This is a genomic window from Ramlibacter sp. P4_H7, from assembly GCF_056400765.1.
In genome coordinates, this window is sequence record NZ_JBFUKP010000015.1 from 1 (window position 1) to 19,416 (window position 19,416).

At 68.8% G+C, this 19,416-nt stretch carries 17 protein-coding genes; 1 reads left to right on the forward strand and 16 read right to left on the reverse strand.

Annotated features, from left to right (window positions below; all coding sequences use genetic code 11):
• The 13 genes from AC1DSA_RS18740 to AC1DSA_RS18800 form a co-directional block, all read right to left on the reverse strand.
• Positions 1 to 748: type VI secretion system protein TssA (locus AC1DSA_RS18740; protein ID WP_477891945.1), on the reverse strand; the 748-nt coding region annotated here is incomplete at its 3' end.
• Between the two features lie 105 nt (positions 749 to 853).
• Complete coding sequence (locus tag AC1DSA_RS18745; protein WP_477891947.1) at positions 854 to 2,701, reverse strand: hybrid sensor histidine kinase/response regulator; 1,848 nt, start codon at positions 2,699 to 2,701, stop codon at positions 854 to 856.
• A 10-nt stretch (positions 2,702 to 2,711) separates the two neighbouring features.
• Positions 2,712 to 3,407 carry a response regulator gene (locus AC1DSA_RS18750; RefSeq protein WP_477891949.1) on the reverse strand — a complete coding sequence of 232 codons (696 nt, stop codon included), beginning with the start codon at positions 3,405 to 3,407 and terminating at the stop codon, positions 2,712 to 2,714.
• A 506-nt stretch (positions 3,408 to 3,913) separates the two neighbouring features.
• Positions 3,914 to 4,222 (reverse strand): DUF1272 domain-containing protein, encoded by a 309-nt coding sequence (locus AC1DSA_RS18755; protein ID WP_477891951.1) that lies wholly within the window; start codon positions 4,220 to 4,222, stop codon positions 3,914 to 3,916.
• A gap of 20 nt (positions 4,223 to 4,242) precedes the next feature.
• A complete protein-coding gene (locus tag AC1DSA_RS18760) occupies positions 4,243 to 4,638 on the reverse strand; it encodes a YybH family protein (protein ID WP_477891953.1) in 396 nt (131 codons plus the stop codon).
• Positions 4,639 to 4,649: 11 nt separating this feature from the next.
• On the reverse strand, positions 4,650 to 5,552 hold the full coding sequence (locus tag AC1DSA_RS18765; RefSeq protein WP_477891955.1) for an SDR family oxidoreductase: 903 nt from the start codon (positions 5,550 to 5,552) through the stop codon (positions 4,650 to 4,652).
• A 103-nt stretch (positions 5,553 to 5,655) separates the two neighbouring features.
• Complete coding sequence (locus AC1DSA_RS18770) at positions 5,656 to 6,696, reverse strand: hypothetical protein (RefSeq protein WP_477891957.1); 1,041 nt, start codon at positions 6,694 to 6,696, stop codon at positions 5,656 to 5,658.
• Between the two features lies 1 nt (position 6,697).
• Entirely contained in the window at positions 6,698 to 6,934 is a 237-nt protein-coding gene (locus AC1DSA_RS18775) for a hypothetical protein (protein ID WP_477891959.1), read from the reverse strand.
• 16 nt (positions 6,935 to 6,950) lie between these two features.
• Positions 6,951 to 7,727, reverse strand: coding sequence for an enoyl-ACP reductase FabI (gene fabI / locus AC1DSA_RS18780; RefSeq protein ID WP_477892159.1), 777 nt, complete (start codon positions 7,725 to 7,727; stop codon positions 6,951 to 6,953).
• A 22-nt stretch (positions 7,728 to 7,749) separates the two neighbouring features.
• On the reverse strand, positions 7,750 to 8,934 hold the full coding sequence (locus tag AC1DSA_RS18785) for an acetate/propionate family kinase (protein WP_477891961.1): 1,185 nt from the start codon (positions 8,932 to 8,934) through the stop codon (positions 7,750 to 7,752).
• 12 nt (positions 8,935 to 8,946) lie between these two features.
• On the reverse strand, positions 8,947 to 9,888 hold the full coding sequence (locus AC1DSA_RS18790) for a bifunctional enoyl-CoA hydratase/phosphate acetyltransferase (protein WP_477891963.1): 942 nt from the start codon (positions 9,886 to 9,888) through the stop codon (positions 8,947 to 8,949).
• Positions 9,888 to 12,227: a DUF3141 domain-containing protein gene (locus AC1DSA_RS18795; RefSeq protein ID WP_477891965.1), complete on the reverse strand. Its 2,340-nt coding sequence runs from the start codon at positions 12,225 to 12,227 to the stop codon at positions 9,888 to 9,890. The genes AC1DSA_RS18790 and AC1DSA_RS18795 overlap by 1 nt, the downstream gene beginning before the upstream one ends.
• Positions 12,228 to 12,460: 233 nt before the next feature.
• A complete protein-coding gene (locus tag AC1DSA_RS18800) occupies positions 12,461 to 13,339 on the reverse strand; it encodes a DMT family transporter (RefSeq protein ID WP_477891967.1) in 879 nt (292 codons plus the stop codon).
• 114 nt (positions 13,340 to 13,453) lie between these two features.
• On the opposite strand from AC1DSA_RS18800, the gene panE reads away from it, so the two are divergent.
• Complete coding sequence (gene panE / locus AC1DSA_RS18805; protein WP_477891969.1) at positions 13,454 to 14,404, forward strand: 2-dehydropantoate 2-reductase; 951 nt, start codon at positions 13,454 to 13,456, stop codon at positions 14,402 to 14,404.
• 24 nt (positions 14,405 to 14,428) lie between these two features.
• On the opposite strand, the gene AC1DSA_RS18810 is transcribed toward panE, so the two are convergent.
• The 3 genes from AC1DSA_RS18810 to AC1DSA_RS18820 all read right to left on the reverse strand — a co-directional run bounded on the left by AC1DSA_RS18810 (position 14,429) and on the right by AC1DSA_RS18820 (position 19,305).
• Positions 14,429 to 15,982 (reverse strand): SpoVR family protein, encoded by a 1,554-nt coding sequence (locus AC1DSA_RS18810; protein ID WP_477891971.1) that lies wholly within the window; start codon positions 15,980 to 15,982, stop codon positions 14,429 to 14,431.
• A gap of 52 nt (positions 15,983 to 16,034) precedes the next feature.
• On the reverse strand, positions 16,035 to 17,312 hold the full coding sequence (locus tag AC1DSA_RS18815; protein WP_477891973.1) for a YeaH/YhbH family protein: 1,278 nt from the start codon (positions 17,310 to 17,312) through the stop codon (positions 16,035 to 16,037).
• A gap of 70 nt (positions 17,313 to 17,382) precedes the next feature.
• A complete protein-coding gene (locus AC1DSA_RS18820) occupies positions 17,383 to 19,305 on the reverse strand; it encodes a PrkA family serine protein kinase (protein ID WP_477891975.1) in 1,923 nt (640 codons plus the stop codon).
• Positions 19,306 to 19,416: the final 111 nt, after the last annotated feature.

The window sequence follows — 19,416 nt, forward strand, 5'->3', positions numbered from 1 at the left end:
TGGCGGGCGCGACGGCGGTGCCCGTGGCGCGCAAGGCAGCGTCGGCGACGCACTGCAGGATCGCGCGCAGCGGCGCGAAGTCCAGTCCCTGCGTGGAGGGGAGGCGCCGGTCCAGGCTTTCGCCGAGCGCCCGCACGGCCTCCAGGCCGGCCGGCATCAGCGCGGCCAGTTCGGGGGATTCGGCGATGACGGCGGCCACGCCTTTCAGCACGCCCTCCTGGGTCGACACGCTTTCGCCGGGGGCCGGCTCGGCGTGGCCCAGGGCCAGTTCGAGGTCGCGCACGGTGAGCGCGCCACGGCGCCCGGTGAGGCTGGCCGCGCGCAGGTCGGCCAGGCCCGCGTTCGCATGCAGCAGCGGCTGCAGCGCATTGACGCGCGCCGTCGGGTCGTTGTTGTCGGCCGCATCCAGCTGCGGATGCAGGTGGTCCCAGTGCCGCTCGACCAGCGCCTGCACCAGCTGCAGGCCCCGCACGGCACCCGACAGGCCGGTCAGCCGCGCGCCGCTGCGGACCAGCCAGACCGCCACGCGCAGGTCGCGGGTGCGCAGCGCCAGCTGCCGGGCCTGGTCGTTCACGGCCTCCCAGTCCGGCTCCTGCGCCGCGATCAGCGTGTCGCCGTACTGCTGCTCGGGCTTGACGGCGCCGGCCTCGTGCAAGGCGAGGAAGGCGGGGTCGTACTCGAGGTCGGCGCCGCAGGGGGCGTCGGCCGCGAGCGGCGTCAACAGGGGCTCGAGTTCGGGGTGGGTCATGCGGGCATTCCGGGACAGTCCGATGTGCTCGCGGCAACTCTAGGAGCATCGCCGCGCGCGCACAGTGGCCGAAAGTCATTTCGGCCCGGGCGCCGCCTACCCCGGTCAGGGGATGTGCCCGCGCAGCGCGTTCAGCAGCTTGCGCGGTTGCACCGGCTTGAACAGCACCGGGTGACCGCTGTCGTTCGCCCGGCGCAGTTCCTCGTGCGAGGTGTCGCCCGTGATCAGCACCGCCGCGACGTCGCAGCCGCACACGCGCCGCACCGCCTCGATCGCGGCGATGCCGTCGGGGCCGTCCCCCAGGTGCAGGTCCGACAGGATCAGGTCGGGGGGCGCATCGAGGCTCTGCACGATCTGCTCGGCCTGCTCGACCGTGCCGGCCGCGAAGACCTGGTAGCCCCACTCTTCCAAGAGCAGCGCGAGCCCGTGGCGGATCGATTCCTCGTCGTCCACGATCAGCACGGTGCGCGGCTGGGGCACCGGCAGCGGCATCGGCAAGGTGTCGGCGGGCGCGGTCGCATCCTCGATGTCGGGCAGGCCCCCGACCGGAATGCCGACGCGGAACATGGTGCCGCCCCCCGGCTGCGACGCGACCACCAGCCGGTGGCCCAGCAGTTGCGCCAGGCGCTTGACGATCGCCAGGCCCATGCCGAAGCCCCGCTCGCGCGCGCGCTCGCCGCGGCCCACCTGGTAGAACTCGTCGAAGATGCGCGGCAGCTCGGACGCCTGGATGCCGACGCCGGTGTCCCACACTTCGACGTTGATATAGGAGTCCACGGTACGGGCGACGACGACGATCCCACCCTGCCGCGTGTACTTGATGGCGTTCTGGATCAGGTTGCCCAGCAGCCGCTCCAGCAGTTGCGGATCGCTGGTGACCGACTTGCCGCCGGGGGAAAAGCGCAGGCCCAGGCCGCTCTGCTCCGCCTGGCCGGCGAAATGCATGTGCAGGCGGCGGAACAGGTCGCGCAGCGGAAAGCGCTGGAAGCTCGGCTCGATCGTTCCGGCGTCGAGGCGCGACACGTCCAGCATCACGTTGAAGGAGCGGTCCAGCGCGTCGATGGAGCGCACCAGGTTGTGCACCAGCAGTTCCTCGGCGCTGCCTTGCAGCCGCTTTTCCAGCGTCGCCGCGAACAGGCCCAGTGCATGCATCGGCTGGCGCAGGTCGTGGCTGGCGATCGCGAGGAAGCGGCTCTTCTCCTGGTCCGAGCGGATGGCGGCGTCGCGCTCCTCGGCGATGGCGCGCAGGCGGTCCTCCCGTTCCAGCGCGGCGCGGGCGGCGTGCAGCCAGCCGCGCCGGCTGGCGGCGGCGACCAGGCCGGCCCCCAGCATCAGCAGCACGCCGACGGCGGCCGCAGCCAGGCTGCTTCCGTGCACCAGCGCTTCAGCGGCGGCGGGCGACAGCGGGAGTGCGGCCGCCAGAACGGCGAGCCCGCGCACGGAAGCGAAGGCCGCGGCGCCCGCCACGGCGACGGCGCCCAGCGCCACGGCGAGCACGATGCGCTCCTCCGGCGATGCGGCGGGCCCCGGCATCCAGGGCGACAGCGCCAACAACAGAAGGGCCGCGGCCGCGAGCGCGATGAACATCCGCTGCCGGCGCCGGACCTGCGCGGAGGATCTTCGCCGGCCGCTGCCCGCGAGGTTCGCGGCCCACGCGACGGTCACCGCCAGCGTGCAGGCGAGCCAGGTCCAGCGCCACCCGGAAGGCGCGAGCAGCAGGACATCGCACGACAGGGCGAGCGCAAACGCGGCCAGCATCGCCGGGGCGGCGGCGCGCGCCGCGCGCAGGGCGGCATCCCACAGCCTGGCATCGGCGAGAGGCCCGCTCGCGTTCGCGGCGGCCTGCGAGGCACTGCCCTCGGGGCAGGACACCGCGACGAAGGTCGCACGGGGAGTGCGCGGGATTGCCGCGCGGTCGCCGGTGGCCCCGTCGCTGCGCAGCAGGGCGGACACGGCAGGCCCGCTAGCGGAACAGGCTGACGAGGTGGGAGCGCGACTTCACGTCGAGCGCCAGCAGCAGCGACGACACGTAGTTCTTCACCGTGCCCAGCGCCAGTCCCATGGAGTCGCTGATCTCCTGGTTGGTGCACCCGGACAGCACCATCTCCAGGATCTCCAGGTGGCGCGGTCCCAGTTCGGCGACGCGGTCGTACATGGCGGACGACGGGAAGCGCGGGAACAGGGCCTGCGCCGGCGCGATGCGGCGGGCCTGCGGGCTGCCCTGCGGCCACAGCAGCGCGGACAGCAGCTCGCGGACTTCGGCGCTGGCCGCAGTCTTCGACACGTAGCCGATGGCGCCGAGCGCGCGCGCCTGCCGGATCACGAACTCGTCCTGCGTGGCACTGAAGACGGCGATGCGCGCCATCGGTTGCTCGTGGACGAACTGCCGCAATCCCTGCAGGCCCTTGCAGTCGGCGAGATTGAGGTCCAGCAGCACCGCGTCGATCTCGGGTTCGCGCGCGTAGATGGCGAGCGCATCCTGCAGCGACGTCGCCTCGATCCAGTGCAGCGGGACGCCGTGCAGTTCGGTGTAGCAAGCCTTCACGCCGTAGCGCACCAGCTCGTGGTCATCGACCAGCAGCAGCTTGCGCGGGCGCAGGACCGGCATGGCGAGTTCGACCGGGGGGGCTTCCGTGCTCCGGGACGTGGCGGTGTACATATCAGTCCTCCTTCCGGTGGCGATGGAGGCTTGCAGTGCACGAAGCCCCGGCGCAATCCGGCCCCCGGGGCACCGCCGCCGACCCTGCGAAGCCATGTCGGCCAGGGGTCGCACCGGCGAGATGCAACAAAGGGAAGCACAGCTTAGGGACGCCGCGTAGCAGGAGCAACTCGGCGGTGAAGAAACGAAGTGTGAATGCCGCCGCCGTTGAAACAAATTCGAAGCGCCTCGCAACAGCTTCGGGAACTTTCCAGGCGTGAAAGGCAAGCTCGACAGCAGGCTGGAGTGAGGTGAGCGGAGTGGACATGGGAGATTCCCTGGTGGCTGCGACGACGTGGCACCGAACCTTAGTCAAGGTGCGCGCACCGCGCTTACGCCAAAGGAGGGAGGGACACACGTTCACGCCATGGGCGCCCGGCATGAACACGCGAGGCTCGCGCAGTGCACGCCGGCTTCGTGGGGCGCGACCGCAGCCGGCGTTCTCGGGCAGCGGCCGCGAACCCAGCTCAGCGTTGCTCGGGGCGCAGCTTGCGGATGGGCTCGGAAAACAGCGCGTGCGCCGCCGGATCCACCGGCTTATGCCGGACTTTCGTGCCGGCCGGGTCCTTGCCGAGGTAGTTGCCGCCCTTCCAGTTGCGCGCCGGCCGGATGGGACGGGGCACGAAGCCACCGCCGCAGTTCGGGCAGACGTTGGCGAGGACGCTGTCCACGCAGTCCGCGCAGAACGTGCATTCGTAGCTGCAGATGCGCGCCTCGGTCGACGCGGGCGGCAGTGCCTTGTTGCAGTGTTCGCAGGTGGGTCGCAGTTCCAGCACGCTTGCTCCCTTCGCTTCGATCAGGCGGGCTCGGGCGCGCCCAGCAGGTTCGCATCCCGCGCCAGCAGCCAGCGGCCCCGGACCTTGCGCAGCACGGTCAGCGTGTGCCCCTGGCGCTGCACGCGCGGCGAGCCGTCCGCCGGCGTCGCGACCACGCGCAGGCGGCTCCACAGCCAGGCCCACTCGCCCGCGACCTCGATCTCCTGGATGTCGCTGCTGCCGTCGAAGCTGGGACCCGCGCCCGCGTGCGCGCGCATGCCCGCCGCGAACTCGGCCTTGCGCATGGGCTCCCGGCCGGGCACCAGGAAGACCACGTCGTCCGTCATCAGTCCCAGCACCGTTTCCACGTCGCTGGAGCGCGTCGCGGCCATCCAGGTCGCAACCAGTTCACGAATCTGCTGCTCGTCGTGCTGCATCCCCGTCTCCCCTAGCGCTGGGCCCGGTCCTTGGCGTTCTGCGCCTCGATGCGCTCGCGCGCCGCCTGCCATTCCGCATCGCTCCATTCGCGCAGCTCGTAGAAGTTGCCGCCCGTGGCCAGGGCGTTGCCACCATCCATCATGATGCTCTGGCCGGTGAGCCAGTCGCACTGGCCCGGCGCCATCAGGAAGGCGGCGAGGTTCTGCAGTTCGCTCATGCGGCCCGGCCGCGCCATCGGGTTCTTGGCCTTGCTGCGCGCGCCGGGTTCCTCTCCGGGATTCAGGCGCTTGCTCATCCCTTCGGTGGGAATCTCGCCGGGACCCACCGTGTTCAGCCGCACGCCGTGGCGGGCCCACTCGACCGCCAGCGACTTGGTCATCACGTCGATGCCGGCCTTGCTCATGGCCGAGGGCACGACGTAGGGGCTGCCGTTGTCCACCCAGGTGGTGACGATGCTCATCACGCTGCGGAACGGCCGCTCGGGCGTCCACTGGCCCGCCTTCGCCTCGGCCACCCAGCGCTTGCCGACCGCCTGCGTCACGTAGAAGGTGCCGTGGAAGACGATGTTGGCGATCGCGTCGAAGGCGCGCGGCGACAGGCTCTCGGTCGGCGCGATGAAGTTGCCCGCCGCGTTGTTGACCAGGCCCGTGAGGCCGCCGCCGGCCCACAGCGACTCGACCATCTCCTCCACCGCCTGCGCCACGCGGATGTCCACGCCGAAGGTGTCGATGCGCCGTTGCGGAAAGCGCTCGCGCCAGGCCGCCGCGGTCTCGTCGCACACGGCCTTGCGGCGGCCGCAGATGGCGACGTCGGCGCCGAGCGCCAGGAAGCGCTCGGCCATGGCCTGGCCCAGGCCGGTGCCGCCGCCGGTGACCAGGATGCGCTGGCCGGCGAACAGTTGCGATGCGTACATGGAATCTCCTCGCGGGCGCGATGCCCGGCTCGCTGCAATCTAGCAGCACCGGCATCGCGCCTGCAAGGAAGGCCGCGCGAAGCGCTCGTCGCGGCCCTGCTTGCTAGAGAAAGCGCTCGGCCTTGGCCAGCAGGTCCTCGCGGGCCGGCAGCTCCGAGCGCGGGCAGCGCACGAAGGCGATCACCGCCTTCAGGTGCTCACCCACCCGCAGCTCGGCCAGGGTGAGCGCCTGGTGCGGTTCGTCGCGCCCGGGCTCCACCTTCACGTTCATGCGGTTCATCCGCAGTTCGCTGCGCGCGAGCGCGACGTGCCGCTCGGGGTGGCCGAAGACCTCCTCGATCTGCGCGATGTAGCCGTCCAGCGTGGCGAGCGTGGACTTCACCTCGATGAAGTCCTTCACGGCCTGGTCCAGCTCGCGCTGCACCTGCGCGATCTGCTGCGCCACCGTGGCGGGATCGTCCACGATGCCTTCCATGCCGTCCTGCGCCAGCTTCAGGAAGCGCAGCCGCGTGGAGAGGTAGGACTTGTGCTGCTCGTGCTTCAGGCCCTTGCGGTCGATCTCGAGGATGCGGCCCAGCGCCACCTGCGCCAGCCGCAGCATGATGCGCTTGCCCACTTCCAGCCGGGATTCGTGCTCGGTGGCCGAGACGCCCACCAGCTTGTGGCCGGTGAAGTTGACCGTGGTCTGCGTGACCTCCTCGGACAGCATGCCGTTCTCGAAGCGCGGGGCGAACACCGTCTTCTCCTCGCGCCGCATGCCCAGCAGCGCGAAGGCCTCGGCGACATCGGCGTGGGCCGGGTCGTCGAAGAAGGCCCGCAGTTCCTTGCTGCGGCCCAGGAAGGCCGGGATGTCGTCCGCGCTGCCGAAGAAGGCGTTGACGCAAGGGTCGCCGCTCCAGCGCGCGCGTGCCAGCACCACCGGCTCCAGCGGCATGCGTCCCACTTCGCGCAGGTAGGCGATGGTGGTCCGGATGCAGGGTTCCAGCTTCTGCCGGTAGCGCCGGTTCGCCCGCACCTTGGGCTCGACCGTGTCCACCACCAGGTCCGTGAGCTCGGCCACGAACTCGCGGTCCTGGTCGGGGCGCACCTGCTGCTGCCGGCCGAACAGGACGCCCAGCGTGCGGTCGAAGAGCGAATCGCCCACGCTACCAGTCCATGGTGGGCACCCAGGCGTTGAGCGCCTTGCCCTGGTAGAGCCGTCCGCGGATGCGCTGGGCCAGTTGTTCCGCGTGCGCGCGGGTGGTCTCCATGTCGATCACGGCGGTGGGGGCGCCGCTCTCGTGCACGAGCTTGATGGAGTCGACGGGGGCGAACGGCGAGAGGGCGTCGCGGATGCCCTCCTCGTCGACGTCGTCGGGCAGGTTTCCGATCACGATGCGCATGCTGTCTCCTTCATTGTCATCCCATGATGTGCACGCCGCCGTCGACGTACACCGTGCCGCCGGTGATGCGGCGCGCGTAGGGCGTGGCGAGCCAGGCGCAGGCGAAGCCCACGTCCATGATGTCGACCAGTTCGCCCACCGGCGCGCGCTCCATGGCGGCGTTGAGCAGCAGGTCGAAGTCCTTCAGGCCGGACGCGGCCCGGGTCTTCAGTGGTCCGGGCGAGACCGGGTGCACGCGGATGCCGCGCGGCCCGAGCTCGTATGCGAGGTAGCGGCAGCTGGCTTCCAGCGCGGCCTTCACGGGGCCCATGACGTTGTAGTTGGGCACCACCTTCTGCGCGCCGTGGTAGCTCATGGCCATCATCGTCCCGCCGTTCTTCATCAGCGGCGCGGCCAGCTTCGCCATGCGCACGAACGAGTGGCAGGAGATGTCCATGGCCTTGGCGAAGCCCTCGGCGCTGCAGTCGAGCAGGCCGCCCAGCAGGTCCTCCCTGGGCGCCCAGGCGACCGAGTGCACCAGGATGTCGAGCTGGCCCCAGTCCTCGGCGATGCGCCCGAACACGGCCTCCAGCTCGCCGTCCCGGGCCACGTCCAGCGGCAGCAGCAGCGAAGCCTGCAGCTCGCGCGCGATGGGCTCCACGAACGCCTTCGACTTCTCGTTGACGTAGGTGATCGCCAGGTCGGCGCCCAGCTGGTGGAAGGCCGACGCGCAGCCGTACGCGATGGAATGCTCGTTGGCGACGCCGACGACCAGCGCCTTCATGCCCTTCAGGGCCGGGGTGGGAACCTGCATCATGCTGTCGGCTTCCGGGAACTCATGAACCGGTGAGGACCGAGCGCGTGTGGCGGGCGATCATCAGCTCTTCGTTGGTGGGCAGCACCCAGACGGGCACACGGCTCGCCGGCGTGCTGATGCGCGGGCCGTCCTGGGCGTTGGCGGCGGCATCGAGTTCCACGCCCAGCCAGCCCGCGTCCTCGCAGACGCGCTGGCGGATCGGCGCAGCGTGCTCGCCGATGCCGGCGGTGAAGACGATCGCGTCCAGCCCGCCCAGCGCCGCGGCCAGCGAGCCGAGCTCGCGGCGGATGCGGTAGACGTACAGGTCGATCGCCGTGCGCGCGCCGGGCTCGTCGCTCTCCAGCAGTGCGCGCATGTCGCTCGAGATGCCCGAGACGCCCAGCAGGCCGGACTGGCTGTAGACCAGCTTCTCGATGGCGCGCACGTCCATGCCGCGCTGGTCCATCAGGTACAGGATCACCCCGGGGTCGATGGCGCCGCAGCGCGTGCCCATGGGCAGCCCGTCCACGGCGGTGAAGCCCATGGTGCTGGCCACGCTGCGGCCGTCGGCCAGCGCGCACATGCTGGCGCCGTTGCCCAGGTGCAGGACGATCGTGCGCCCGCGCGCTGCGCGCAGGTCCACCTGCGGCAGCACGGAGGCGATGTACTCGTAGGACAGGCCGTGGAAGCCATAGCGCCGCACGCCCTCCGCATGGAACCGGGCCGGCAGCGCGAACATCTGCGCGACCTCGGGGTTGCTGCGGTGGAAGGCGGTGTCGAAGCAGGCCACCTGCGGCATGTCGGGCTGCCGCTGCATCAGCAGTTCGATCGGTGCAAGGTTGTGGGGCTGGTGCAGCGGGGCGAGCGGTTCGAACTTGCGCAGCGCGTCGAGGATGTGCGCGTTCATCCGCACCGGCCGCGCGTAGTCCATGCCGCCGTGGACCACGCGGTGGCCGATCGCGGCCAGGTTGTCGCCGCCCAGGTGCTCGCGCACGAAGGGAACCAGGTGGTCCAGCGCGCCTTCGTGGCCCAGTTGCACGCCCTCGCCCCAATTCTTCTCCGCCAGCAGTTTGCCGGCGGCGTCCTTGGCCACGAAGCGCGGCTGGGTGTAGATGCCCTCCACCTGCCCGCGCAGCGCCAGTTCCAGCTCCTTGCCGCGCAGCAGGAACAGCGAGTACTTGATGCTGGAGGAGCCGGCGTTGAGGACGGCGATCGCATCAGCCATGGTGCGCCCCCTTCACTGCACGGCCTTGGACAGCGCCTCGCGGCGCGCATGCGCCACCAGCGAAGCGACCGCGCAGGACGCCAGCCGCGTCATCACCGAGTCGGCGCGGCTGGTCAGGATGATGGGCACCTTGGCGCCCAGCACGATGCCGGCGGCGTCGGCCCCGGCCAGGAAGGTCAGGCTCTTGGCCAGCATGTTGCCGGCTTCCAGGTCCGGCACGATCAGCACGTTGGCGCGCCCGGCCACCGGCGAGTCGATCTTCTTGATGGCCGCGGCCTGCAGGTTGATCGCGTTGTCCAGCGCGAGCGGGCCGTCCAGGATGCCGCCCGTGATCTGGCCGCGGTCGGCCATCTTGCACAGCGCCGCCGCCTCGATGGTGGACGGCACCTTGGGATTGACCGTCTCCATCGCCGACAGGATCGCGACGCGCACTTCCTCGCTGCCCAGGGCGCAGCCCAGGTCGATCGCGTTCTGCACGATGTGGACCTTGTCCTCCAGCGTCGGCGCGATGTTGACGGCCGCGTCGGAGACGATCAGCGGGTAGGCGTAGCTGGGCACGTCCATCACGAAGCAATGGCTGATGCGCCGCGCCGTGCGCAGGCCGCCCTCGCGCGAGACCACTGCGGCCATCAGTTCGTCGGTGTGCAGGCTGCCCTTCATCAGGCATTCCGCGCGCCCTTCGCGCACCAGCCGCACCGCTTCCGACGCGGAGGCGTTGCTGTGCGGGGTGTCGACGATCTCGTAGCCGGAGATGTCCACGTCCGCCTGCCGCGCCGCGGCGCGGATGCGCTCGGCCGGCCCGACCAGGATCGGCGAAATGATCCCCATCTTGGCTGCGTCCACTGCGCCCTGGATGGACGAGGCGTCGCAGGGATGCACCACGGCGGTCGGCACCGCCGGCAACTCCCTGGCCCGCGCCAGCAGGCGCTCGTAGTTGGCATGCGGCCGGTCCATCACAGGGCCCTCCGCGCGGAACGGGCGGGCACCCGCCGTTTCTGGGTTGCGCCATCGCCGCCGCCGACCGTGGTGCGGATGCGTTCCAGCATGGCGATCTGTTCGGGCAGCGGCTTGAACTTCTGCACGCGCTGGTCGGCCATCAGCCGGTCCAGCAGCGACAGCAGCCGCTGGCGATCCGACTTCTGCGGCAACAGCTGCGCCAGGCTCTCCACCGCCTTCTCGGGCGCGTAGCGCACGATCAGTTCCTGTTCGCCTCGGACCTTGCGCGCCTCGTCCATGGAAATCGCCGGCAGCAGTGCCTTGTAATCGCCGATTAGCTCCTTCTTCAGCTGCAGGCGCGACAGCGGCAGCGGCTCGCCCTTGCGCGCCAGCAGGAAGGCGGCGCGCGCGGTGGCCGCGGCATAGCCGCCCTGGTCGATGGCCGCCAGCGCCTCCTGCACCACGGGCTGCTCGCGCGGATCCTGCGCCTGCTGCTTGCCGGGCGCGAATTCCGGCCGGTCGGCCAGGTACAGCGAGAACAGGTTGCCGTACAGCTGGAAAAACTGCGACTCACTCATCGCGTCGCGCACCGCACGGTGGTAATCGATCGCCGCGCTGGTCAGCTCGGACATCAGCTTCTCGTTCTTGCGCAGCGGGTGGTCGTCGGCAAGGGCCTTGCGCTGCTGCTTGACCATCTCGGCGGCGGGCTTGAGCCACCACAGCGCCGGGTTCAGGTCGGAGATCGACCAGCGCTGCAGGCGCAGGGGATGGAAGGTGCGTTGCAGCTGGCCCGAGAACTCTGTGGATAGGGCCTGCACCAGCGGGCGCGCAAACAGCTCGTAGGCGCGCTGGTTGAAGTCCGACACCGCGGCCACGGCCTCGAACGGCTTCTCGTCGGCGCGCTGCAGGCGATTGAGGTTCTTCACCACGTCCTCCAGCCGACGTTCCTCGAAATCCACCTCGTACTGGGGCGCGCCCTTGCCGTTACGCTCGGTGATGTGCATGGCGTACAGGCCGGGCGGCAGCGCCTCGATCACTTCCATGACGTTCACGATCTGCGCGTGCTCCTTCTTGGCGACCTTGCCGGACACGAAGATGCCCAGGTGGCCGATGTCCTTGTGCACCAGGCCCACGATCACCTGCCCGTTGGCCTTGATCTCCTCGGTGCTGCCGTACACGTCGGCCACCCAGTTGAAGGCCTGTTCCGGCGGCGTGATGTTGTCGCCCATGGACGCGAACAGCACGATCGGCACCTTCATCGCGCGCAGGTCGAACATGCCGCCCTGCCCGGTCTCCACCGATCCCGACCACAGCTTGTTGCCGACGAACAGGTTGCGGGTGATCCACTCGATCTCCTCGCGGTTCATCAGGTAGAAGCCGCCCCACCAGCGCTCGAAGTCCAGGAAGCGCGGCGGCTCGGTGTCCGCGTTGGCGAACACGTGGTAGTACTTGTCCCAGAAGGTGTTGGCGGGATTGAGGTTCTCGAAGTTCTGCACCAGCCAGGCGCCGTCGAACTTGCCGCCGGCGAGGTCCGAGGTGAACGAGGCCAGCCAGGTGCCGCCCAGCATGCCGCCGGCGTAGCGCATCGGGTTGTCGCCCTCGCCCTCTTCCCAGGCACCGCCCCAATAGGACATCGGGGCGCCGTTGATCACCACCGGGCCGGTGTCGTCCGGATTGGCGGCGGCCAGCATCATGGCGGCCCATCCGCCCTGGCAGTTGCCGATGATGGCGGGCTTGGGCGCCTTGGGATGCAGCGCGTGCACGTGCCCCACGAAGACCTTCTCGGCCTTGCAGACGTCCAGCAGCGTCTGGCCGGGTTCCGGCTCGGGGAAAAAGATGACGAAGTACACGGGGTGGCCCGCGCGCAGGGCCACCCCCACCTGCGAATCGTCCTTGAAGCCGCCGATGCCCGGGCCATGGCCCGCCCGGGGGTCGATCACGACGTAGGGGCGCAGCTTGGGATCGACCTGCACGCCATCGGGCGGGACGATGCGCACCAGGGCGTAGTTGACCGGCTGCGTGAGCGCGCGCCCGTCGATTTCCATTTCGTAGTCGAAGTGCAGCACCGGGGGCAGCCCGCTGCGCGTGCGATCGACGAACTGGTTGCCGCGCTCGCGCAGCGTGTCCCAGAACAGCACGGAGCGCTGGGCGAAATCGACCGCATAGTCGGCCGCGCCGGTCCACAGATCCAGGGGCGCCTGCGGCTTCGCGGCGGCGGGGCCGCCGTGGGCCTCGACCGCCTTGCGGGCGCGCTCGGTGAAATGCTCCTGCGCCACGGTCAGGCGCTTCTGCATCAGCTGGCCGACCTTGGCGGACAGCGCCGTGCTGCGCGACAGATGGCGGGTGGGGTCGTTCATGTCTGCTCCCGACAGGCAAAGAGGGTGGCTTCCCTGCGGGGCGGCATGCGGCGAGGGGTGCCCGACTGGCGTGCGCCCCCGCGGGGCTGCCCAAATGGTGGGGTTTTGCTGCACTGCACACCATCGGACCAAGGTCCAATGGGCGGTCTTCAGCCGCCAGCCAAGGTCCCGGAAGCGACAAGGCGGTCGCGGCCGGTGGACAGGAATTCGGCGCCGCCTGCGCGGGCGCAGGCTCAGGCCTTGCGGGCGAGCGCGAGCACCAGCGCGCTCGCGCTGCACGCCATCGCGCCGATCTGCCAGGCACCCAGCGGCTCCGCGTGCACGACGGCCCCCGTGAGCATCGCCAGGATGGGCACCATCACCGAGGACAGGCCGGCAACGCTGGCCGGCAGCAGGCCGACGATGGCGAACCACGCGGCATTGCCGATCGCCATCGGCACCACGGTGATGTAGGCGATGACCAGGATCGATGCGGTGGACGGCAGGAACCAGTGGCCCTGCCCCAGCCAGAGCGCCCCCACCCACAGCGGCACGGCGGCGACCAGCAGCTGCCAGGCCGTGAGCACCAGCGCCGGCACCGGCACGGCGGCGCGCTTGAGGATCACTGTGCCGACCGCCCAGCCGAGGCCGGCGGCGAGGCCAAGCAGGAAGCCCGCCGGTGCGTCGCGGTAGGCAGCGCGCGCCGGCACCATCAGCAGGATCACGCCAAGCGCCGCCAGCGCGACGGCGACCAGCATGCGAGCGGTCGGCCGCTCGCCGTACACCGCCCAGACCACCAGCACGGTCCACAGCGGCATGGTGAAGCCGAGGATCGCGGCCTGCCCGGAAGGGATCAGGATCGCCGCGTAGGTGCTGGCCAGGTTCCAGACCACCAGGTAGATGAGCGCCGCCGCCGCGACCGGCTTCCAGTAAGCCCGCGGGATCACGGCGGGGATCCCGCGCAGCCGGGCGAATGCGAGGAGGAACAGCCCCGCGCCGGTGAGGCTCACCGCGCGGAAGGTCCAGACGGACACTTCCCGCACGGCCAGGGGAAACAGGGACCAGTTGGTGCCCCACACCAAAGTGAGGAGGACGACGAGGGGAAGGGCCCGGACGGCAGCGCTTCGCGGCATGGTGGCGCATCATCGGTGCCTGGGCACCGGCGCGCAACGCCTGGCTGCATGCGGCGCACCGGGCGCCCGGCATGCCGTGACGCCGCGGCGCCCTTCACCCACCTGGGAGCAACGATGAAGATCCTGGTTCTCGGCGCCGGTGCGATCGGCGGTTACTTCGGGGCCCGCCTGGTGCAGGCGGGCGGCGACGTGACATTCCTCGTGCGCGAGCGGCGTGCCGGGCAGCTGCGCACGCACGGGCTGGTCGTCCGCAGCCCGCACGGCGATTTCCAGGTGCCTGCCGTTGCCCTCCTGCAGTCGCAGCTGCGCTCCCCCTTCGACCTGGTGATCGTCGCCTGCAAGGCCTACGACCTGGAGGCGGCGATCGAGGACATCCGCAGCGCCGTCGGGCCGGGCACCCTGGTCCTGCCGCTGCTCAATGGCATCGCCCACATCGAGCAACTGCAACAGGCCTTCGGCGCGGACCGCGTTGTGGGCGGCAGCTGCGGCATCCCGGCCACCCTGTCATCCAGCGGGGAAGTGGTGCAGATCGCGCCGCTGCACCGGATCGTGTTCGGGCCGCTGCCGGACAGCAGCGCGGGTGCACCCGGCCGGCTGCGCGAGCTGGAAGCGCTGTTCCGGCGCACGCCCGTGGAAACCGTGCTGGCGGCGGACATCTGGCAGGAGCTGTGGGAGAAGTTCGCGGGCCTGGCCACCATCGCCTCCATGACCTGCCTGATGCGCGCGGCGATCGGTGACATCGTCGCCGCCGAGGAAGGCGCCGCGCTGGTCGCCGAGACTTACGAGGCCTGCTGCGCCGCGGCGCGTGCCGCCGGCCACGCGCCAGGCGACGCTTCGGCGGCCTGGTACCGCGGCGTGCTGCAACAGCGCGGATCCACCCTCACCGCCTCGATGCTGCGCGACCTGGAAGCGGGGCGGCCGAGCGAGGGAGCGCACGTCGTGGGTGACATGTTCCATCGGGTCCGGGCGGCCGGGGTGGAGGCACCCGGGCTGCGCGCGGCCTGGGTGCACCTGCAAAGCTACGAGCACCGGCGGATGCGCGAGTCCGGCGCCGAGAGCGCCTGACGCGCGCGCCTTGGGCCCTAGAGCCTAGTGGTGTTGGGGAGGCGTGACCTCCCAGTGCTGCATCACGCGGTCGTGGCCGTCCACGCTCTCCAGGCGGACGCGGAAGCCCCACAGGCGCGCCACGTGCTTCACGACCTCCTCGGCGCCGTTGTCCAGCGGCCGGTCGGCGTTGCGGACGTGGCGCAGCGTGAGGGAGCGGTCGCCGCGCGCGTTGACGTTCCACACCTGGATGTTGGGTTCGCGCCAGCTCAGGTCGTGCTGGCGGGACAGCGATTCGCGCAGGCGGCGGTAGCCGTTCTCGTCGTGGATGGCCGCCACTTCCAGTTCGGACTGCGCCGAGTCGTCGAGCACGGCGAACAGGCGCATGTCGCGCATCAGCTTGGGCGAGAGGTACTGGCCGATGAAGCTCTCGTCCTTGAAGTGGCGCATCGCGTAGTCCAGCGTCTTGACCCAGTCGCTGCCCGCGATGTCCGGGAACCACTGGCGGTCCTCGTCCGTCGGGCTCTGGCAGATCCGCTTGATGTCCGAGAACATCGAGAAGCCCAGCGCATAGGGGTTGATGCCGCTGTACGCGGGATGCGTGATCGGCGGCTGGAACACCACGTTGGTGTGCGAGGAAAGGATCTCCATCATGTAGCCATCGGACAGCATGCCCTGGTCGTACATGGTGTTGAGCAGCGTGTAGTGCCAGAACGTGGCCCAGCCCTCGTTCATCACCTGGGTCTGGCGCTGCGGATAGAAATACTGGGCGACCTTGCGCACGATGCGCACGATCTCGCGCTGCCAGGGTTCCAGCAGCGGTGCGTTCTTCTCGATGAAGTACAGGATGTTTTCCTGCGGCTCCTCCGGGAAGCGGCGCTGTTCCTTCTTGGCCTGCTTGCCGGCCTTGGTGGGCAGCGTGCGCCAGAGGTCGTTGACCTGCTGCTGCAGGTAGGCCTCGCGGTCCTTTCGGCGGTTTTCTTCCTCCACCATCGAGATCTTCTGCGGCCGGCGATAGCGGTCGACGCCGTAGTTCATCAACGCATGGCAGGCGTCCAGCACCTGTTCCACCGCGTCGATGCCGTGGCGTTCCTCGCATTCGGACACGAAGCTCTTGGCATAGACCAGGTAGTCGATGATGGAGCTGGCGTCCGTCCACATGCGGAACAGGTAGTTGCCCTTGAAGAAGGAATTGTGGCCGAAGCAGGCGTGCGCGATCACCAGCGCCTGCATGGGCATCGTGTTCTCCTCCATGAGGTAGGCGATGCACGGATCGGAGTTGATGACGATCTCGTAGGCCAGGCCCATGTGGCCGCGCCGGTAGCTTTTCTCGCTCTGGATGAAGTGCTTGCCGTAGGACCAGTGCCGGTAGTTCACCGGCATGCCCACGGAGGCGTAGGCGTCCAGCATCTGTTCCGCGGTGATCAGTTCCAGCTGGGTCGGGTAGGTGTCCAGCCCGAAGCTTTCGGCGGTGCGCCGGATCGCCTGGAAGTAGGTCTCGATCAACTCGAAGTTCCAGTCGGATGGACTGGGCAGCCTCGTCTTCTCGTCCTTCTTCATGTCGGAGGGGGTCAGGAGTGCTTCTTCAGTCACGGGCATGCCTCCATGCTTCGCATTGCGGTAAGGGCCCCTTCGGGCGGCCGGGCGGGACTCATGCCGCCTGTGGTGTCTTCTTGAACAGGTCGCGGAACACCGGGAAGATCTGCGCGGGGGTCACGATCTTCTGCATGGCGAAGTGCGCGTTGGCATCCCGCACGCGCGTGTATTCCTCCCACAGGTTCTGGTCCTCGTCGGCCACCTGCACATAGGCGTAGTAACGCACCAGCGGCAGGATCTTGCCGTCCAGCAGCTCGCGGCACTTGGACGAGTCCTGCTGCCAGTTGTCGCCGTCCGACGCCTGCGCGCCGTAGATGTTCCATTCGCTGCCCATGTAGCGCTCGCGGATGATGTCGTTCATCAGCGTGAGCGCGCTGGACACCACCGTGCCGCCGCTTTCGGTGGCGTGGAAGAACTCGTCCTCGGTCACTTCGGCCGCCTGCGTGTGGTGGCGGATGAACACCACCTCGGTCTTCTCGTAGTGGCGCGAGAGGAACAGGTACAGCAGGATGAAGAAGCGCTTGGCGAGGTCCTTGCGCGATTCGTCCATGGAGCCGGAGACGTCCATCAGGCAGAACATCACCGCCTTGCTGGTCGGCTTGGGCTCGCGCACGCGGTTGCGGTAGCGCAGGTCGAAGGGGTCCAGGAAGGGCACCCGCTTCATGCGCTCGCGCAGTTCGGCCACGCGCTTGCGCAGGATCTCGACCTCGGGCGGCGGGCCTTCGGGGCGCCGCTCCAGGTCCTCCAGCTGACGCTCGGCCTCCTTGAGTTCCGTGCGCGCGTCGCCGCCCATGGCGATGCGGCGGGCCAGGCCCACGCGCATCGAGCGCACGACGTGCAGGCTGGTCGGGTTGCCTTCGGACACGTAGCCTGCGCGGCGCAGCTTCCATTCCGGCACGTCGGCCAGCAGCTGCGTTCGGATCATGCGCGGCAGGGCCAGGTCGTCGAAGAAGTAGTTCATGAACTCTTCGCGCGTGATCCGGAAGACGAAGTCGTCCTCGCCCTGCCCGTCCTGCGAGGCGCCGCTGCCGCCGGAGCCGCCGCCGCCGCCGCCCTGCGGCCGCTGGATGCGGTCGCCGCGGATGTATTCCTCGTTGCCGGGGTGCACCAGTTCCCGGCTGCCGCCGGGCGCATGGCCGAAGGTGGGCTCGGACACGTCCCGCTTGGGCAGGGTGATGTCCGCTCCGTCCTCCATGTCGGTGATGCTGCGGTCGCCGACCGCCTTGCGCACCGCTTCCTTGATCTGTTCGCGGTAGCGGCGCAGGAAGCGTTCCCGGTTGCCGATCGACTTGTTCTTGCCCGACAGGCGCCGGTCGATGACCTGGTGGAGCATGGACCGCTCGCCACCGCTACTGTTGCTCACTGGGCGGCCCTTCCTCTGTTCAAGTCGCTTGCGGCCTGGATCACGAACTCTTGCGAACGCGCAGGTACCACTCGCAGAGCAAGCGCACCTGTCGTTTCGTGTAACCCTTCTCGACCATGCGGTTGACGAAATCCTCGTGCTTCTTCGCCTCGTCGGCGCTGGCCTTCGCGTTGAAGCTGATCACCGGCAGCAGTTCCTCGGTGTTCGAGAACATCTTCTTCTCGATCACCGTGCGCAGCTTCTCGTAGCTGGTCCACACCGGGTTCTTGCCCGCGTTGTTGGCGCGCGCCCGCAGCACGAAATTGACGATCTCGTTGCGGAAGTCCTTGGGGTTGGACAGGCCGGCCGGCTTCTCGATCTTCTCCAGTTCGGCGTTCAGCGCGGCGCGGTCGAAGATCTCGCCCGTGTCTGTGTCGCGGAATTCCTGGTCCTGGATCCAGAAGTCGGCGTACGTGACGTAGCGGTCGAAGATGTTCTGGCCGTATTCCGAGTAGGACTCCAGGTAGGCCGTCTGGATCTCCTTGCCGATGAACTCCGCATAGCGGGCGGCCAGGTGTTCCTTGATGTACGACAGGTACTTCTGTTCGGTCTCGGCCGGGAACTGTTCGCGCTCGATCTGCTGTTCGAGCACGTACATCAGGTGCACCGGGTTGGCCGCGACTTCCTCGGAGCCGAAATTGAACACCTTGGAGATGATCTTGAAGGCGAAGCGGGTGGAGATGCCCGTCATGCCCTCGTCGACGCCGGCGTAGTCGCGGTATTCCTGGTAGCTCTTCGCCTTGGGATCGGTGTCCTTGAGGTTCTCGCCGTCGTAGATCAGCATCTTGGAGAAGATGCTGGAGTTTTCCGGTTCCTTCAGTCGCGTGAGCACCGAGAACTGCGCCATCATCTTCAGCGTGCCGGGCGCGCAGACGGCGTCCTTGAGCGAGGAGTTGGAGATCAGCTTCTCGTAGATCTTCACTTCCTCGGTGACGCGCAGGCAGTACGGAACCTTGACGACATAGATGCGGTCGAGGAAGGCCTCGTTGTTCTTGTTGTTCTTGAAGGCCTTCCACTCGCTCTCGTTCGAGTGGGCCATCACGATGCCGTCGAACGGGATCGCGCCGAAGCCTTCCGTGCCCTTGAAGTTGCCTTCCTGCGTGGCGGTCAGCAGCGGATGCAGCACCTTGATCGGCGCCTTGAACATCTCGACGAATTCCAGCAGGCCCTGGTTGGCCAGGCACAGGCCGCCGGAGTAGCTATAGGCGTCCGGGTCGTCCTGCGCGAAGGTCTCGAGCTTGCGGATGTCGATCTTGCCGACCAGGGAAGAGATGTCCTGGTTGTTCTCGTCGCCCGGCTCCGTCTTGGCGACGGCGATCTGCTTGAGGATCGAGGGGAAGCGCTTGACGACGCGGAACTTGCGGATGTCGCCGCCGTATTCCTCGAGGCGCTTGACGGCCCAGGGCGACATGATGCGTTGCGTGTAGCGGCGGGGGATGCCGAACTGCTGTTCCAGCAGCGGGCCATCCTCGTCGTTGGACAGCAGGCCCAGCGGCGACTCGTTCACCGGCGAGCCCTTGAGGGCGTAGAACGGGACCTGTTCCATCAGCTGCTTGAGGCGCTCGGCGATGGACGACTTGCCGCCGCCCACCGGGCCCAGCAGATACAGGATCTGCTTCTTCTCTTCCAGGCCCTGCGCGGCATGGCGGAAGTGCGAGACGACCTGCTCGATCGGCTCTTCCAGCCCGTAGAAGTCCTTGAATGCGGGGTAAACGCGGATCACCTTGTTGCCGAAGATGCGCGACAGCCGCTGATCGTGGCGGGTGTCAACCATCTCGGGCTCGCCGATCGCGGCCAGCATGCGTTCTGCGGCCGTGGCATACGTCAGCGGGTCGCGTTTGCACAGCTCGAGGTAGTCCTCGATCGACAACTCTTCCTCGCGCTTGGTTTCGTAACGCGTGAGGAAATTGCGGACGACGTCCATGAAGCCTCCTTCGTTGCGTACTGCGTTGGATCGCGCGCAGTGCGGCTGTCAATGTACTCCGGCACCAGCTTTCTGGCTCAACGTGCCATGTAGGCCGAACGCCGACTTCAC

Excerpts from the sequence above, each read along its gene's own strand:
- AC1DSA_RS18820 (WP_477891975.1), bottom strand. The coding sequence starts at position 19,305 with ATGGACGTCGTCCGCAATTTCCTCACGCGTTACGAAACCAAGCGCGAG.
- AC1DSA_RS18790 (WP_477891963.1), bottom strand. The coding sequence starts at position 9,888 with ATGGACCGGCCGCATGCCAACTACGAGCGCCTGCTGGCGCGGGCCAGG.
- AC1DSA_RS18810 (WP_477891971.1), bottom strand. The coding sequence starts at position 15,982 with ATGCCCGTGACTGAAGAAGCACTCCTGACCCCCTCCGACATGAAGAAG.
- AC1DSA_RS18795 (WP_477891965.1), bottom strand. The coding sequence starts at position 12,227 with ATGAACGACCCCACCCGCCATCTGTCGCGCAGCACGGCGCTGTCCGCC.
- AC1DSA_RS18785 (WP_477891961.1), bottom strand. The coding sequence starts at position 8,934 with ATGGCTGATGCGATCGCCGTCCTCAACGCCGGCTCCTCCAGCATCAAG.
- AC1DSA_RS18800 (WP_477891967.1), bottom strand. The coding sequence starts at position 13,339 with ATGCCGCGAAGCGCTGCCGTCCGGGCCCTTCCCCTCGTCGTCCTCCTC.
- panE (WP_477891969.1), top strand. The coding sequence starts at position 13,454 with ATGAAGATCCTGGTTCTCGGCGCCGGTGCGATCGGCGGTTACTTCGGG.
- fabI (WP_477892159.1), bottom strand. The coding sequence starts at position 7,727 with ATGCAGGTTCCCACCCCGGCCCTGAAGGGCATGAAGGCGCTGGTCGTC.
- AC1DSA_RS18815 (WP_477891973.1), bottom strand. The coding sequence starts at position 17,312 with ATGCTCCACCAGGTCATCGACCGGCGCCTGTCGGGCAAGAACAAGTCG.
- AC1DSA_RS18750 (WP_477891949.1), bottom strand. The coding sequence starts at position 3,407 with ATGTACACCGCCACGTCCCGGAGCACGGAAGCCCCCCCGGTCGAACTC.
- AC1DSA_RS18760 (WP_477891953.1), bottom strand. The coding sequence starts at position 4,638 with ATGCAGCACGACGAGCAGCAGATTCGTGAACTGGTTGCGACCTGGATG.
- AC1DSA_RS18765 (WP_477891955.1), bottom strand. The coding sequence starts at position 5,552 with ATGTACGCATCGCAACTGTTCGCCGGCCAGCGCATCCTGGTCACCGGC.
- AC1DSA_RS18775 (WP_477891959.1), bottom strand. The coding sequence starts at position 6,934 with ATGCGCATCGTGATCGGAAACCTGCCCGACGACGTCGACGAGGAGGGC.